Source organism: Pseudomonas sp. B1(2018), assembly GCF_003097365.1.
Lineage (GTDB): Bacteria > Pseudomonadota > Gammaproteobacteria > Pseudomonadales > Pseudomonadaceae > Aquipseudomonas > Aquipseudomonas laurylsulfatiphila.
This window is the reverse complement of the sequence record NZ_PYUK01000008.1, coordinates 168,055-182,727: the sequence shown is the minus strand read 5'-3', so window position 1 is coordinate 182,727 and position 14,673 is coordinate 168,055. Positions and strand designations below refer to the sequence as shown.

General features: G+C 58.4%; 10 protein-coding genes and 1 pseudogene. 2 read left to right on the top strand and 9 right to left on the bottom strand.

Annotated elements, in window-relative coordinates; genetic code table 11:
- Positions 1 to 116: 116 nt before the first annotated feature.
- From C9422_RS14935 to C9422_RS14925, 3 genes are all read right to left on the bottom strand, one after another.
- Positions 117 to 506: a DUF4440 domain-containing protein gene (locus C9422_RS14935; RefSeq protein ID WP_116581174.1), complete on the bottom strand. Its 390-nt coding sequence runs from the start codon at positions 504 to 506 to the stop codon at positions 117 to 119.
- 135 nt (positions 507 to 641) lie between these two features.
- A complete protein-coding gene (locus tag C9422_RS14930) occupies positions 642 to 1,466 on the bottom strand; it encodes an SDR family oxidoreductase (RefSeq protein WP_116581173.1) in 825 nt (274 codons plus the stop codon).
- 33 nt (positions 1,467 to 1,499) lie between these two features.
- Entirely contained in the window at positions 1,500 to 1,964 is a 465-nt protein-coding gene (locus C9422_RS14925; protein ID WP_116581172.1) for a multidrug transporter, read from the bottom strand.
- A gap of 174 nt (positions 1,965 to 2,138) precedes the next feature.
- Between C9422_RS14925 and C9422_RS14920 the strand changes: the two genes are divergently transcribed.
- Positions 2,139 to 4,931: an RHS repeat-associated core domain-containing protein gene (locus C9422_RS14920; protein WP_256589967.1), complete on the top strand. Its 2,793-nt coding sequence runs from the start codon at positions 2,139 to 2,141 to the stop codon at positions 4,929 to 4,931.
- Between the two features lie 113 nt (positions 4,932 to 5,044).
- Here the strand turns inward: C9422_RS14920 and C9422_RS14915 are convergent.
- A pseudogene (locus tag C9422_RS14915) lies at positions 5,045 to 5,231 on the bottom strand (mannose-1-phosphate guanylyltransferase/mannose-6-phosphate isomerase); the annotation flags it as partial.
- Between the two features lie 218 nt (positions 5,232 to 5,449).
- Between C9422_RS14915 and C9422_RS14910 the strand changes: the two are divergent.
- A complete protein-coding gene (locus C9422_RS14910; RefSeq protein ID WP_256589966.1) occupies positions 5,450 to 8,158 on the top strand; it encodes an RHS repeat domain-containing protein in 2,709 nt (902 codons plus the stop codon).
- A 96-nt stretch (positions 8,159 to 8,254) separates the two neighbouring features.
- On the opposite strand, the gene C9422_RS14905 is transcribed toward C9422_RS14910, so the two are convergent.
- The 5 genes from C9422_RS14905 to C9422_RS14885 all read right to left on the bottom strand — a co-directional run bounded on the left by C9422_RS14905 (position 8,255) and on the right by C9422_RS14885 (position 14,672).
- Positions 8,255 to 9,706, bottom strand: a complete 1,452-nt coding sequence (locus C9422_RS14905; protein WP_102698506.1) for a mannose-1-phosphate guanylyltransferase/mannose-6-phosphate isomerase — start codon at positions 9,704 to 9,706, stop codon at positions 8,255 to 8,257.
- Positions 9,707 to 9,911: 205 nt separating this feature from the next.
- On the bottom strand, positions 9,912 to 10,568 hold the full coding sequence (locus C9422_RS14900; protein ID WP_116581171.1) for an alginate O-acetyltransferase AlgF: 657 nt from the start codon (positions 10,566 to 10,568) through the stop codon (positions 9,912 to 9,914).
- Between the two features lie 14 nt (positions 10,569 to 10,582).
- A complete protein-coding gene (locus C9422_RS14895; protein WP_116581170.1) occupies positions 10,583 to 11,758 on the bottom strand; it encodes an alginate O-acetyltransferase in 1,176 nt (391 codons plus the stop codon).
- A gap of 11 nt (positions 11,759 to 11,769) precedes the next feature.
- The gene (locus tag C9422_RS14890) at positions 11,770 to 13,335 is read right to left on the bottom strand and encodes an MBOAT family protein (protein ID WP_116581169.1); all 1,566 of its coding nucleotides are present in this window, start codon (positions 13,333 to 13,335) and stop codon (positions 11,770 to 11,772) included.
- A gap of 215 nt (positions 13,336 to 13,550) precedes the next feature.
- Entirely contained in the window at positions 13,551 to 14,672 is a 1,122-nt protein-coding gene (locus C9422_RS14885; protein WP_116581168.1) for a mannuronate-specific alginate lyase, read from the bottom strand.
- Between the last annotated feature and the right edge of the window lies 1 nt (position 14,673).

Below are 14,673 nucleotides of genomic sequence, written 5' to 3'. Positions count from 1 at the left end.
GTAGGAGCGAGCCTGCTCGCGATGAACCAGAGCGCGCCGCGTGTATTCAGAATGCGCGCGTTATCGTTGACGTCCATCGCGAGCAGGCTCGCTCCTACAGTTGATCGTCGTCGTGTTCAGCAGAAAGTTTCCTGTAGATGTCGCCAAAGAATCCTGTCATCTACCTTCTCGAACACAACCGTGGAACGACGATCCGAGTGCAGCCCGGTCGCATCGGTCTGTTGCTCGCGGTAGCTCACGGTGGCGCCACCCTCGTATAACGCAATGCCACGCAACTCGCTGAGCTCGATCCTGAACCCGAGTTTTTTGCCGCCCGCCAGCGTGAATAGGTCATTCAGCGCGTCAAAATCCAGCACCCGACCCAGCGGCGAGACCATGGAAAACTGCGCCGAAAAACGCGTCAGCAGTTTTTCGAGATCGGACGTGTCGCGCTCCTCGGCCAGCCATTGTTCGATGGCCACGTGGGCCTGGATCACTTCGTCGAAGTATTCGGTGTAGTCGGTCATGTTGCTTCCTGAAATTCTGTGGTGTCTGTTCTGACGCCTTCGCGGGAAAGCCCGCTCCCACAGGTCATACGCAGATTCTGAAATAGCGCTAATCCTGTGGGAGCGGGCTTGCCCGCGAAGAACGATGACGCGGTGTCAGAGCTGCCCACGCAACCCGAACCGCTTCATCAGCCCGGATTCGAGCAAACCCTTGGGCAACAAACTGGCCATCAGCGGCAACGCGCGGCTGCCATTGCCCAGGCGGATCAGCCGTGGCGGTTTGGCTTGCTGCACGGCCTTGAGCAATCCGGCGGCAAACTCACTGGCCGGGGTCGGCCTGTCCTGGGAAGCCCTGGCCCGGGCGCGTATGCCTTCACGCAGCGGAAACCACGGCGATTGTTCACTGATCAGTTGCTCGGCTTCATGCCCGGCATTCTTGGCGAAGCTGGAAGCGATGGCCCCCGGCTGGACCTCCATGACCCGCACGCCGAACGGCGCCAGTTCCATGCGCAAGGCATCACTCAAGGCATGCACGGCAGCTTTCGAAGCGCAGTAGGCGCCGGCGAATGGCGTGACCAGTACACCGGACACGCTACCGATATTCACCACCAGCCCCTTGGCCCGACGCAGCACCGGGAACAAGGCGCGGGTAACGCCGACGATGGCGAACACATTGGTCTCGAACTGGCGCTGCATGGCCGGTACGCCGCCATCGAGCAACGGCCCCATGGCGCCATAACCCGCATTGTTGATCAGCACATCGAGGCCGCCGGTTTGCTGGTTGATTCGCTCGCTCAAGGTTTCGAGTGCCACGGCATCGTTGACATCCAGTTGCACGGCGGTGAAACCCGCAGCGGTGAGTGCCGCGACATCTTCGGCCCTGCGGGCACTGGCCCAGACTTCATAGCCGGCGACCTTGAACGCATCGGCAAGGGCACGGCCAATGCCGCTGGAGCAACCGGTAATCAACGCAACGGGCATGGCGCATTCCTTGTGCAAAAAATGGGGGAGGGATCAGTCGGAAAAACTACCCTGCAATCGTTCGGCGCGAAACTCCAGGGTTTCCGGCCGGTAGCCAGGGCGCAACGGCGGCAGCGGCAAGCAATCTTCCCAGTTGCCACCAGCCTGCAATTCGCCGGGGCCGCGATAACGCGGGGCGGTGTATTGGTTGTCGGCCAGGTTCACCGTATCGCCCGGAGCATAGGCCGCAACCCGCCAGCGCAGTTCCGTCAGCGGCACGTCATTGCCATTGTTCATCGTCAATTGCAGTGGCCGGTCGGCGGGACACTGCTGCGGCGCGTAACTGATGCGCAACTCCAGGCGTTGCAATTGCTTGAGTTCGCGGTGGTCCATCCAGATGACCCAGGTCGCGACGATCCCCAGCCCCACGGCGGCGGCCACGGATACGGGCAAGGCCTTGGCCGGATAGCGCAGCAACAGGATCAGCCAGGTGATGACCAGCAGGACGCCGATGAACATGACGTAAATCTCGGGAATAGAGAGGAGCATCCTACCTAAGCGCGAGTGGGGTTGGCGATGGGCAGGGCGTGGCGAAGGTGTTTGAGGCCGTCGGTCTGAACTGTAATTTCTGACAGTAGCCGGGCTCTTGATAGACAGGCTTATATCAGGGGGAGTGATTCCGGAGCGCATACTGTGCCAGCAACCGCTTCAATCCACCGCCACACCCCGAGCCTGACCGCGATTGACCCTCGGGGGCTGACGGTGCGTGCTGTGGGTTACTGGCGTGACATCGACGGCGTCCCCCCTCAGACACGGGTCAATCGCACGGTCCATGATTGGGCAGGGCGAGCGATTGCGCAGTGGGACCCGCGGCTGTTTCCGGACGCTTCGGCACCGGCGAATCTGGTCAGCATTTATACTTTGTCCGACACAGTGTTGGCCACCAGCAGCGTGGATGCGGGCCTGCGCGTCGGGCTGTTTGGCGAGGCAGGTCAAGTGGTTCACAGCTGGGATGGCCGGGGCTTTCAGCGGTGGATGGAGTACGACACACAGTTGCGCCCGTTATCGGTGTTCGAGCAGCCGCAGGACGGCGAAGCGATTTGCGCGGAGCGCTTGAGTTACGGCGCGAGTGATCAAGCGTTCGCCGATCACAACCAATGTGGGCAACTGATTCGTCATGATGATCCGGCGGGCTCGCAGGTATTCGCCGAGTTTGGGCTGCTCGGTGGGGAGCTGCAGCAGGTTCGGCATTTTCTCAACGATCTTGCGATGCCCGACTGGCCTGAGCAATTAGCGGATTGCGCACGATTGTTGGAACCGGGTGAGGGGGCAACCTTGCGCTCACACTTTAACGCACTGGGCGAATCGATCCACCAGACCGACGCCAAAGGTCATCGCCAGTTGTTCAGCCAAACCCTCGATGGCCAGTTGCGTGAGGTTCGCCTGCAACTCAATGGCGAGCTGATGCCGCAAACCTTGATCAACGGCATCGACTACAACGCCTATGGGCAAACCGAACGGGAAATCGCCGGCAATGGTGCGATCACCTCGCTGGAATACGATACGCAGAATGGCCGGTTGACTCGTCTGAATGCCAAGCGCGGCAACGAATCCCTGCAAGATCTGCACTACGGATACGACCCGGTGGGCAATGTCCTGAGCATCAACGACGCCGCCCTGCCGATTCGCTACTTCGCCAACCAGCGCATCGAACCGATCAGCCACTATTGCTACGACAGCTTTTATCAACTGGTCGAAGCCACCGGTTGGGAGGCGGGTAGCGTCAACCGCGGCCCGCAGTTTTCGCCCTTCGACGACCCCGCGCCTTGCGCCAATTACCGCCAGCAATATCGCTACGATCCAGGCGGCAATCTGCTGGAGCTGATCCACAATGGTCCGCAAAGCCATGGTCATCGACTGGTCGCGGCGGCGCACAACAACCGCTGTCTGCCGGTAATTGAAGGCGTGGAACCGGGCGAAGAGGATTTTCACCGGGGTTTTGACGGCAACGGCAATTTGCTGAGCCTGCAAGCGGGGCAGGCGTTGAGTTGGGACCTGCGCAATCAATTGCGCGAAGTGCGGCCGGTGCAACGTGAAATCGGTGAAGATGATTGCGAGTGCTACATCTACGGTGCCGACGGCATGCGGGTACGCAAGGTTCGTTCGATGCAAACCAATGCACGAACGCTGATTTGCGAAGTGCGCTACCTGTCCAACCTGGAACTACGCCGCCACAGCGGCACGGGCGAAGTGTTGCAGGTGATCAGCGTGCAGGCCGGGCGCAGCAGTGTGCGGGTGTTGCATTGGGAGTCGGAACCGCCGAAGGACAGCGCCAATGATCAATACCGTTACAGCCTGAACGATCACCTGGGGTCCTGCGCTCTGGAGCTCGATGGTGCGGGCGAGGTGATCAGCCAGGAGCGCTATCACCCGTATGGCACCACGGCATGGTTTGCTGGCAGGGGAGAGGTTGAAGCCAGTTATAAAACGGTGCGTTATTCGGGGAAGGAGCGGGATGTAACGGGCCTTTACTACTATGGATTCCGGTACTACGTGTCGTGGTGGCAGCGGTGGGTGAATCCGGACCCTGCCGGTAACGTTGATGGATTAAATATTTATTCCATGGTCCGAAATAATCCAATCAACCTTAAGGATGCCGATGGAAGACAAAGTGACTTCAATAGATTTTTCAAGCCTGAGCAGGGTGATCTGATTTTTGGGATGTACAAGATAGTTGAAAATCGTTATTTGAGCTGGTACGCAAAACTGACTGATCGTGGTGATGTATTAGCGATGCACTTCACCAGAAAGGACACTGAAGAGTTGATCGGTGGTTTGCATAAAATACGCGGTGATTATACCAAGGCTGAGTTCTATATGAAATTAACCGACCCGGAAGGCACGGAGTGGTTGAGGCATACTCTTTCAGTTATAAATGAGGATCAGCATGCGTTAGTGGCCTCTCGTATAAGCAAGGGGTATGGTTTTTGGTTGGGGAATTATGTAAAGGCAAAAGGAAAAGTCGCCGAGGTTGAAAATAAGTTTTATGAAAAAATTAAATCAAGTCATGCTACATTTTTTTCGAGAGAAGTTTATAGAGGGTTTTCTGAAAGGTTTGCGGCAGAGCTTGCCGGAGGTAAATATTCTGTGTCTTCGACGTTTCAGAGGTACGTTGATGATGAAAATGGGGAGTTGAGATTTGATTTGAATAGTCGCGCAAGTAAGGCGGGATTGTCGACGATGCTGAAATCAGAGGATTCAGCCGTTGTGCATTTTATGCTTGATGGTCTGGATATGAATAGTGTTGTGACGAAAAGCCAACAGTCCATAACGTCATCAGAGTTGCGTTATTTATATCGTAATCGTGAAAAATTAGCAGATAAAGTACTATTTTATCAAGAGGGAAAGCTTGTGGATGCCCCTTGGCGTACAGACCGGATAGGTTGGAGTCGATACAAGCCAAGAAGCGCGTCAGTTGGAGTTTAGTTTTTCCGTTGAAAACCGTGGCTCAGAAGGCATTCAATTTGGAAAAAACCCAATCCACCCCACTGCGGATAGGAAACGCAGTGGACTGAATGGGGGCTATTTTTACCAATCGCTTACTGCGCGATAGTCTTCACCGCAACCCTGCGCTCAACCGGCGTAGACCGCCCGTAGATATCTTCAATCCGCTCGATATCGTCCTCACCCAGATAACTCCCCCGACTGCACCTCAATGATCTCCAGCGGGATCTCCCCAAGGCTACGAAGGTGAAGCACCGAAGCAATGGGTAATTTTGGTGGTTGTAAGCAAAACTCGTTTTTTTGGTGATGCACCCATAACCCGGTTTTGCATTTGCAGCCTCGTGACCGTCCATCTGTCCTGTAATTTCTGACAGTAGCCGGACCCTTGATCAACAGGCTTAGATGAGGGGAGTGATTCCGGAGCGCATATTGTGTCATCAACCCCTTCAATCCACCGCCACACCCCGAGCCTGAGCGCGATAGACCCTCGGGGGCTGGCAGTGCGTGCCGCGGATTACTGGCGTGACAACGACGGCGTGCTCCCTCAGACACGGGTCAACCGCACGGTCCATGATGGGGCGGGGCGAGCGATTGCGCAGTGGGACCCGCGGCTGTTTCTGGACGCTTCGGCTCCGGCCAATCTGCAAACGACTCATGCCCTGTCCGGCGCAGTATTGAGTACGAGCAGCGTTGATGCCGGGTGGCGGGTGGCGCTGTTGGGTGAGGCGGGGCAACCGATCCACCACTGGGATGGCCGGGGCTCTCAGCGCTGGATGCAATACGACGCTCAGCTGCGCCCGGAATCGGTGTTCGAGCAAGCCGTGGACGGCGAAGCGCTTTGCACGGAACGCTTGTGTTACGGCGCGAACGATCAGGCTGCTGCCGAGCGCAACCAATGCGGCCAACTGATCCGCCACGATGACCCGGCGGGCTCGCAGCGATATACCGAGTTCGGACTGCACGGCACGGCGCTGGAGCAGACGCGGCATTTTCTGAACGACCTGACGTTGCCGGATTGGCCCGGGTCGGTAGCGGATCGTGAATTGCTGCTGGAACCGGGCGAGGGCGCCACCACCCGTTCACAGATCAATGCATTGGGCGAGGTTTCCCATCAAACCGATGCCAAGGGGCACCGTCAGTTGTTCAGCCAGACCCTCGATGGCCAGTTGCGCGAGGTTCGCTTGCAACTCAACGGCACACCCACCCCGAAAACGCTGGTCAGCGCCATCACCTACAACGCCCACGGCCAGACCGAACGGGAAGTCGCCGGCAACGGCGTAATCACCACGCTGGAATACGACGCGCAAAATGGCCGATTGACTCGCCTCAGTGCCCAGCGCGGCAACGAAGCCCTGCAAGACCTGAACTACGCCTACGACCCGGTGGGCAATGTGCTGAGCATCGAGGATGCCGCGCTGCCGATTCGCTACTTCGCCAACCAACGGATCGAACCGCTCAATTGCTACTTCTACGACAGCCTGTCGCAACTGATCGAAGCCCTCGGCTGGGAAGCGGGCGGCGCCAATAAAGGCCCACAGTTTTCGACGTTCGATGATCCCGCCCCCCGAGCGAACTATCGCCAGACCTATCACTACAACTTGGGTGGCAGTCTGCTGGAACTGACCCACAAAGGTCCGCAAAACCATGCTCATCGGCTGGTGTCGGCGACGCACAGCAATCGCTGTTTGCCGGTGCTGGAGGGCGTGGAACCGGGCGAGGAGGACTTCCGCCGAGGCTTCGACGGCAACGGTAACTTGCTCAAGTTACAACCGGGGCAGGTATTGGCCTGGGACCTGCGCAACCAGTTGGGCGAAGTGCGGCCGGTGGTGCGCGATTCGGGTGTCGATGACCGCGAACGTTATGTCTACGGTGCCGACGGGATGCGCCTGCGCAAAGTCCGCGAGACCCTGGCCCATGCCCGGACATTGATCGCTGAAACCCGCTATCTGCCAAACCTGGAACTGCGCAAATACAGCGGCACGGGCGAAGTGTTGCAGGTGATCAACGTCGAGGCCGGGCGCAGCAGTGTGCGGGTGTTGCATTGGGAGTCCGCGCCGCCGAAAGACATGGACAATGACCAATACCGCTACAGCTTGAGCGATCATTTGGGTTCATCCACAGTGGAGTTGGATCAGGACGCCAAGGTCATCAGCCAGGAACGCTACTACCCGTTCGGCGGCACGGCGTGGGCAGATGGCGAGGCGGTGCAGGTCAGTTATAAAACCGTGCGCTACTCGGGGAAAGAACGGGATGCGACGGGGCTTTATTACTATGGGTTCAGGTATTACGTGGCGGAGTGGCAGCGGTGGTTGAATCCGGATCCTGCGGGGCCTGTCGATGGGCTTAATCTGTATAGCATGGTTAGAAATAACCCGATCAGTTACAGAGATGCAGATGGTCTGGAGCTGCTGCCGTCTAAAGCCGCAGGCAAAGTTAAGTCGGGGGCTCTTAAAACGCTGGAAATAGAGGTTAATACTTTTAATTTGTTTTTCTTTAAGACTCAGCTTCCAAAAAAGACGGTAAAAGTCCTGGATGGGGCGTCAGGCTTATATAAGGGGAGAGACGATTTTGAAGTTGTAGAAATAGGGGTGGGTACCAGAGAGGATCAGCGCAGGCGAAAAGAGCCTGGCGTCATGGATACAGACGAAATGAAGGATGTACTGGGGAGTTACAGGGAAAAATATGCTGCTCTGGCTAATTCCCCCATCGTTACGAAAGCCAAGGACGCTGGGAAACAGAAATGGAATTTCAAGGCTGGCGAGTATATTTCAGGGGAGCTGTCAGACTCGCTGGCGCGGGAAGGGATAATGCGAGTTATGGATTTGATGTCGGGGAAAAAACCACACACACGGCTGTTTGCGCTCATTAATAAATCGGACCGTGATAAGGAACCTGCGCAACGAAAGGTATATGGCTTCACGATGATGACCCTGACATTTCCTTTAGAAAACGAGGACGCAGAATTGACGGTTGATTATACCGTGATTGATCCGGGCTCTCAGCTGAGTGGAGAGCAATTGCGTCGCGCCATCGACGAAGAAGGGATAGCGAAAGATACCTTGAGCCTTCGTGGTGCCGGAACTTACTTGACGATGAATGCGTTGAATCAAATCGAAGAAACTGTAAATCTAAAAAAAATCAGGACACAGGCGATAAACCCTCGCTCGCAAGCTATGGCCCTTGGATGGGGAGATGCGCGGCCTCTGTAAAAGGCTGCCTGTCGAGACAATAAGTAAGCCCCGCCCAACCCGCTGCGGATAGGGGCCGCAGCGGACTGGACGGGGGCTTCTGGTGCTACTGAACGCTTACTGCGCGATCGTCTTCACCGCAACCCCACGCTCAACCGGCGTAGACCGCCCGTAGATATCCTCAAACCGCTCGATATCATCCTCACCCAGATAACTCCCCGATTGCACCTCAATGATCTCCAACGGAATCTTCCCCGGATTACGCAGGCGATGCACCGAAGCAATCGGAATATAGGTCGACTGGTTCTCGGTCAGCAGGAACACATTCTCGTCACAGGTCACTTCCGCCGTGCCACTGACCACGATCCAGTGTTCAGCACGGTGGTGGTGCATCTGCAGCGACAGGCACGCGCCCGGTTTGACCGAGATGTGCTTGACCTGGAAGCGGCCGCCCATGTCCACCGAGTCGTAGGAGCCCCACGGACGGTAGACTTCGCAGTGGTTCTGGGTTTCGCTGCGGCCCTGTTCGTTGAGGGTGTTGACCATCTGTTTCACGCCTTGGACCTTGTCCTTGTGGGCGATCATCATGGCGTCCTTGGTTTCGACCACGACGATGTTTTCCAGGCCGATCACCGACACCAGTTTGCCGTTGCCGTGGATCATGCAGTTTTTGCTGTCCTGGATCACCACGTCGCCTTTGGTGACGTTGCCGTTGGCGTCTTTTGCATTCACTTCCCACAACGACGACCAGCAACCGACATCGCTCCAGCCGGCGGTCAGCGGCACGACGCAGGCGCGTTGGGTTTTTTCCATCACCGAGTAGTCGATGGAATTGTCCGGGCAGCAGGCGAAGGTGGCTTCGTCGAAGGTGATGGTGTCGGCGTCCTGTTGGCTGCGTTCCAGGGTCAGCAGGCAGGTGTCGTAGATGTCCGGATCGTGCTTTTTCAGCTCTTCCAGGAAGCGGCTGGCGCGGAACAGGAACATGCCGCTGTTCCAGAAGTAACCGCCGGACTGGACGAACTCGGTGGCGCGCTTCACGTCGGGTTTTTCCACGAAGTGCGAAACGCGGCTGACGCCTTCGGGCAGCAGCGAGTCGTTGGTCGACTTGATGTAGCCATAACCGGTTTCCGGCTTGGTGGCCGGCACGCCGAACAGCACCATTTCACCGTTTTCGGCGGCGACTGTGGCCAGGGCCAGGGCGCGTTGCAGGGCTTTCTGGTCTTCCAGGACGTGGTCGGCCGGCAATACCAGCATCAGTTCGTCGCGACCTTCATTGACCAGCATCATCGCGGTCAGGGCCACGGCCGGTGCGGTGTTGCGACCGAACGGCTCCATCAGGATGCGCTGGGATTCGAGTTTGCGCGCCGCTAATTGCTCGTTGACGATGAAGCGGTGGTCCTTGTTGCAGACCACGATGGGCGTGTCCATGCCTTCGAACACCAGGCGTTCCAGGGTTTGCTGGAACAGGGTGTGTTCGCCGGTCAGGGCCAGGAACTGTTTAGGGAATTGTTTGCGGGAAAGCGGCCAAAGACGTGAGCCACTACCACCTGACAAGATCACCGGAATCATGTTGTTACTCCTTGAATATCGATTGGTTAGAGCTACTGCGTTCTGTCGTTTCACTCTTGTTTTTGTTCCGTGCCCGGAGGTGACGCTGCCTGTGTAGGAGCTGCCGCAGGCTGCGATCTTTTGATCTTGATCTTTGAAGCAAATCAAAAGATCGCAGCCTGCGGCAGCTCCTACAGAGGTTGGCGTTACCTCTGTGGCGAATTCATTAGCGCGTCGATACCGGGCGTTTCACCCAGACCGGCGACAGGCTGCTGCCGCTGCCGGTGACGTACAGCACCGCGGCTTCACCGCGTTCCAGGGCGACCGGTTTCACGTCGCCGACTTTGGTGCTGCCGTCATAGAGCGCCAGGCTGACTTTCACCGGGTTGATTTCACGCTCGCCGCGACCCTTGGGTGCAACGTTCGGGACCACGTCGGTCTTGCCATCGGCGGTTTTCAGGGTCAGCGCCTTGTCGCTGAGGTTCTGTACGCGGACCAGGGACTTCTGCTTGTTCTTGAACGGCGGTTCTTCGATCAGTTGCGGTGCGCCGCTGGCGTTGTTGACCAGGGTGTAATAGTGGTCGCCGGCCAGTTTCACCGGCAGGCTCTGGCTACCGACCTTGGCGCTGTAGTCGCCGCCCGGCATGAAGCTGAAGTCACTGCTCGACAGTGGCGCGACATCGCTCAGGTTGGTGCTGCCGACGGTGGCGCTGACTTCGGCGTTGCTGGCGTTGTAGATACGCACGAAGGTCGAGCCTTTCGGCGCGGTCGGGCCGTACAGGGCGGCGTCGCCAGCGGCGAAAGCCTGTACCGACAGCACGCTGAGGCCGGCAACCAGGGCAAGGCGTTTGGCGAGACGACGAGGAGTAGTAGTGAAAGTCATGGTGTACCTCTCTTTCAGTTTTGCGCCCGGTCGGGCGTCTCGGATTTAGTGTTTGCAGCTACGTTTTGTTGGCGGGCGCCGGCTTGTTTAAGCTCTGCGACCCACTGCGGGTCGGCGTCGCCGATTTCGTTGTTCACAGGCAGATATCGTTCAGGGAACTCCCAGATCAGCACCTGTGGCGGGCTGTTCTTGAAGGCATCGCTTTTCAGGTAGCTGAGCATCGGCAGAATCGGGCCGTGACCGTCTTCGGCGTAATTGACCACGTCGCTGTGCAACGCCTGCTTGAGTGCTCCCACAAAATTCCAGTTGGGGTTGGCGCTGTAGCTGGTGCCGATCAGGGCCACCGGTACTTCGGTGTTGGCGAACAGGGCGTCGTCGCCGGCGGGCTGATCTTCAGCGGCGACCGTATTGCGCTTGTGCAAGGTTTCTTGCTTGGGCATCAGGTTTTCGAACAGCGGATCCAGTGGCAGGAACAGACGCAGGTCGCCCTTGTGGGTGACGGTTTCGGCCGGTTGGGTGACGAAGCGCTGCGGTTCACCGCTCAGCGGGTACTTGTCGGCGATGGTCCTGGCCAAACGATTGGCCGCGATCTCGGCGCCTTCCGGGGTCCAGTGGGTGTCGGTGCGCAGGAACACTTGCTGGCCGTTCTGCTTGGCCTGTTGCAGCGGGCCGAGCAGGTCGGGGGCCGGAATCCGGTCGGCGGCCAGGCGCTGGTGGAAGTCCTTGTAGAGGTTGGCGTGGATGCTCGCCGGTTTCACCTCACCCAGGTGTTCCGGGTACAGGCGCACCTTGGCCGGCACCACCGCCATCACCAGTTGCACGCCTTTCTCTTTCAAGGTCTGGCGCACGCCTTCGACCAGCGCGTAGTTGCCTTGCAGGTTCAGCTCTTCGTTGACCACCGGGTGGAATTCTTCATCGCTGTACAACCACTGGTCGCGACCGAGCACCACGCCCGGACGACCTTCGTTGAACAGTTTGAAATCCAGCGCGGCCCATAGATTGGTGCCCAGGCGCTTGATCGGGAACTCGTCGTCGTAGTGGGTTTCCACGGCCTTGGTCCAGCGACCGTTGAGCACCGTCGCATCGGCGTTGGTGCTGAAGCCGAAGAAACTGCGCACCGACCACAGACCGAGCACCAGCAGGGTCACCAGGAACAGCGCGATGTAGAAGATGCGTAATGAGCGGGTCATGGTCAGATCCCTCAGAACTGGAAGTAAAGGAACGGCGAGAAGCTTTGCGCCGAGAGTTTGAGAATCGAGGCGATGAACAGCAGCAGCACCAGCGCACGCATCACGTAGCGCGACCAGTCAGCGGTCCAGTAGGCCGGTTGCACCTGGGCTTCGACGCCGACGGTGTAGCCAGGCTGGTGGATGCTCGCCGGGTTATCCCCAGGCACGGCCTTGATGGTTCCCGGTGTCGCAGCGGCCGGGCCGTCGGTGTCGACGTTCACAGCTGGCTTGGTCTTCACCGGAGGCTGATTGGTGTAGAAGTCGCGCAGGCCGAAAAACGCCAGGGTCACGTAGGCCACGATCAGCGTCGCCACTTGCAGGCCGGTGAGGCTGGCCTGGTTGAGTTCCGACAGCGACCAGTCGCTGAAGCTGAACATCGCGCCGTACATGCGCCCGGCGACATGCAGGTTTTCCGCACGGAAGATCACCCAGCCCATCACCACCAGCAGGAAGGTCAGCACCCAGCGGATCGGGTTGAAGCTGCGTGGCGAAGTATTCAGGCCGATGGCTTTTTCAATCGCCAGCCACATGCCGTGCCATGCACCCCAGACGATGTAGGTGATGTTCGCGCCGTGCCACAGACCACCGAGCAGCATGGTCAGAAACAGGTTGCGATAGGTCATCAGCGTGCCTTTGCGGTTGCCGCCCAGGGTGATGTACAGATAGTCACGCAGCCAGGTCGACAGGCTGATGTGCCAGCGCCGCCAGAACTCGGTGATCGACTGGCTGACATACGGCTGCTTGAAGTTTTCCATGAAGCGGAAACCCATCATCAAGCCCAGGCCGATGGCCATGTCGCTGTAGCCGGAGAAGTCGAAATACAGCTGTGCGGTGTACGCCAGGGCGCCGAGCCAGGCATCGCCCGTGGTCGGGTTTTGCAGGGCGAAGCAATGGTCGGCCACCACCGCGAGGGTGTCGGCGATGAAGACTTTCTTGATGAAACCCTGCATGAACCGCGTGCAGCCCTCGGAGAACTTGTCGAGGGTGTGGGTGCGGTTGTTGAACTGGTCGGCCAGGTCGCGAAAACGCAACACGGGACCGGCGATCAAGTGCGGGAAGATCGCCACGAACGCCGCGAAGTCGATCAGGTTGCGGGTCGCCGGAGTGTCGCCACGGTAGACGTCGATGATGTAGCTGATGGACTCGAAGACGTAGAACGAGATCCCGATCGGCAGCAGCACGTGGGTCAGGATGAAAGGCTCCAGGCCCACCGACGTCATCATCGCGTTGATGCTGTCGACGCCGAAGTTGGCGTACTTGAAGTAGCCGAGGATACACAGGTCGACAGCCACGCCGAGCAGCAGCCAGCGCTGCGCCGGTTTGGTCTTGACCCCGGCGGCACCGACTTTCAGGCCGATCCAGTAGTTCCACAGCGTGACGCCGGCGAACAGTGCGAGGAAGTCCACACGCCACCAGGCGTAGAACACGTAACTGGCAATCAGCAGCAGCAGATTGCGATAGCGTTGCCCGCTCAGGTAGTACAAGCCGAGGAAGATCGGCAAGAACAAAAACAGGAACACGGTGGACGAAAAAACCATCCCGATCTCTCCTTGTTTGAACCAACAGTCAAGGGCCAACGGCCCCCCCAAACCCCCCAAGAAAACCTGGAGGGCAACACACAAAAAACTCACACCTGACGCTGACTCTGTAGGAGCTGCCGCAGGCTGCGATCTTTTGATCTTGCTTTTAAAGATCAAGATCAAGATCAAAAGATCGCAGCCTTCGGCAGCTCCTACAGGGGGTTGTGTCTGGTCTAGGAACCCTTGCCCTTTTCATTGGCCGGGTCGTAGACCTTGGTCAGGTCACCGCCGAGGCGGAAGGTCTTGAACGGTTGCATCTTGTGTTTCTTCGCCAGCACCTCGGGCGAGCAGGTGTAGAGCGAGCAATACGGTTCGAGCCAGGCGAATTTCATGTCCTCTTTGAGGTCGGTCATGTCCTGTTCCTTGCCGTTCTTTTTCTCGAACTCATCCGGGTCTTTCACCCCGGACAGCACCCGGTCACCCAGGCGTTTGAGTGCGCCATTGTTTTCCTGACGCAAGTCCACCCCGTTGACCTGGGCGAAACTGGCGATCATCGCCAGCGGCGGCAGGGCGTAGTTGTGGTAGGCCAGGGCTCGTTGCTGACGCTTGAGTTCGTTGGGCAGGTAGCCGTCGGCGTCGACCTGATTGGCGCCGACCTTGTATTCCTTCACCGCCCAGTCGAACAGGTCGCGGCGGTTGGTGGCGACGGAAGTGGCCATCACCGACCAGGCGGCCCAGTACGAGTGGTTGTTGGTCTGCTCGAGCGGCAGGTTGTCCCAGTCGCTGACCACCTGGTCGGCCATCTTGCTGAACCAGGCTTCGATCAACTGCGCTTGCTGTTGATGGGTGGCCAGCGGGTGGGAGTCGGAAAACTTCAGGCGGATATACGCCGAAGCCATGCTGCCCAGGGCCCATTTGCGCATCGACTTGCCGGTGTGGTTGAAGTCCTTGGACATCAGCGCGTCGGCCTGGGCCCAGGCTGTCAGCCAGCTCAGCGTGCATTCCAGTTGTTCCGGGCGACCGTCACGCATGAACTGCATCACGCGCTTGCTGGTGCCGCGCTCGATCTTGGTGATGTCGGCGGTGCTGTCGCGGAAGGCTTTTTCCGACTGCACGTTGAGGGTCGCGCGGGCCTTGTCCGAACCTTCGTACTTGCTGCGAAATTGCAACGAGCCGGTGTAAGGCGTCGGCATTGCATCGCAGCCTTCGCTCTTGTCGCCCGTCTTGAATTTATCCACAGGCGCAAAGTAGCCCTGGGGTGGACGCAGTGGCGCCGCCGCTTGCGTGGCCCCGGCGAACATCGCCACGCTCAGGAGCGTCGGTGCCAACAGTGTTGATAATTTCGGATTGCGCATG

Excerpts from the sequence above, each read along its gene's own strand:
- C9422_RS14935 (WP_116581174.1), bottom strand. The coding sequence starts at position 506 with ATGACCGACTACACCGAATACTTCGACGAAGTGATCCAGGCCCACGTG.
- C9422_RS14930 (WP_116581173.1), bottom strand. The coding sequence starts at position 1,466 with ATGCCCGTTGCGTTGATTACCGGTTGCTCCAGCGGCATTGGCCGTGCC.
- C9422_RS14925 (WP_116581172.1), bottom strand. The coding sequence starts at position 1,964 with ATGTTCATCGGCGTCCTGCTGGTCATCACCTGGCTGATCCTGTTGCTG.
- C9422_RS14905 (WP_102698506.1), bottom strand. The coding sequence starts at position 9,706 with ATGATTCCGGTGATCTTGTCAGGTGGTAGTGGCTCACGTCTTTGGCCG.
- C9422_RS14900 (WP_116581171.1), bottom strand. The coding sequence starts at position 10,568 with ATGACTTTCACTACTACTCCTCGTCGTCTCGCCAAACGCCTTGCCCTG.
- C9422_RS14895 (WP_116581170.1), bottom strand. The coding sequence starts at position 11,758 with ATGACCCGCTCATTACGCATCTTCTACATCGCGCTGTTCCTGGTGACC.
- C9422_RS14890 (WP_116581169.1), bottom strand. The coding sequence starts at position 13,335 with ATGGTTTTTTCGTCCACCGTGTTCCTGTTTTTGTTCTTGCCGATCTTC.
- C9422_RS14885 (WP_116581168.1), bottom strand. The coding sequence starts at position 14,672 with ATGCGCAATCCGAAATTATCAACACTGTTGGCACCGACGCTCCTGAGC.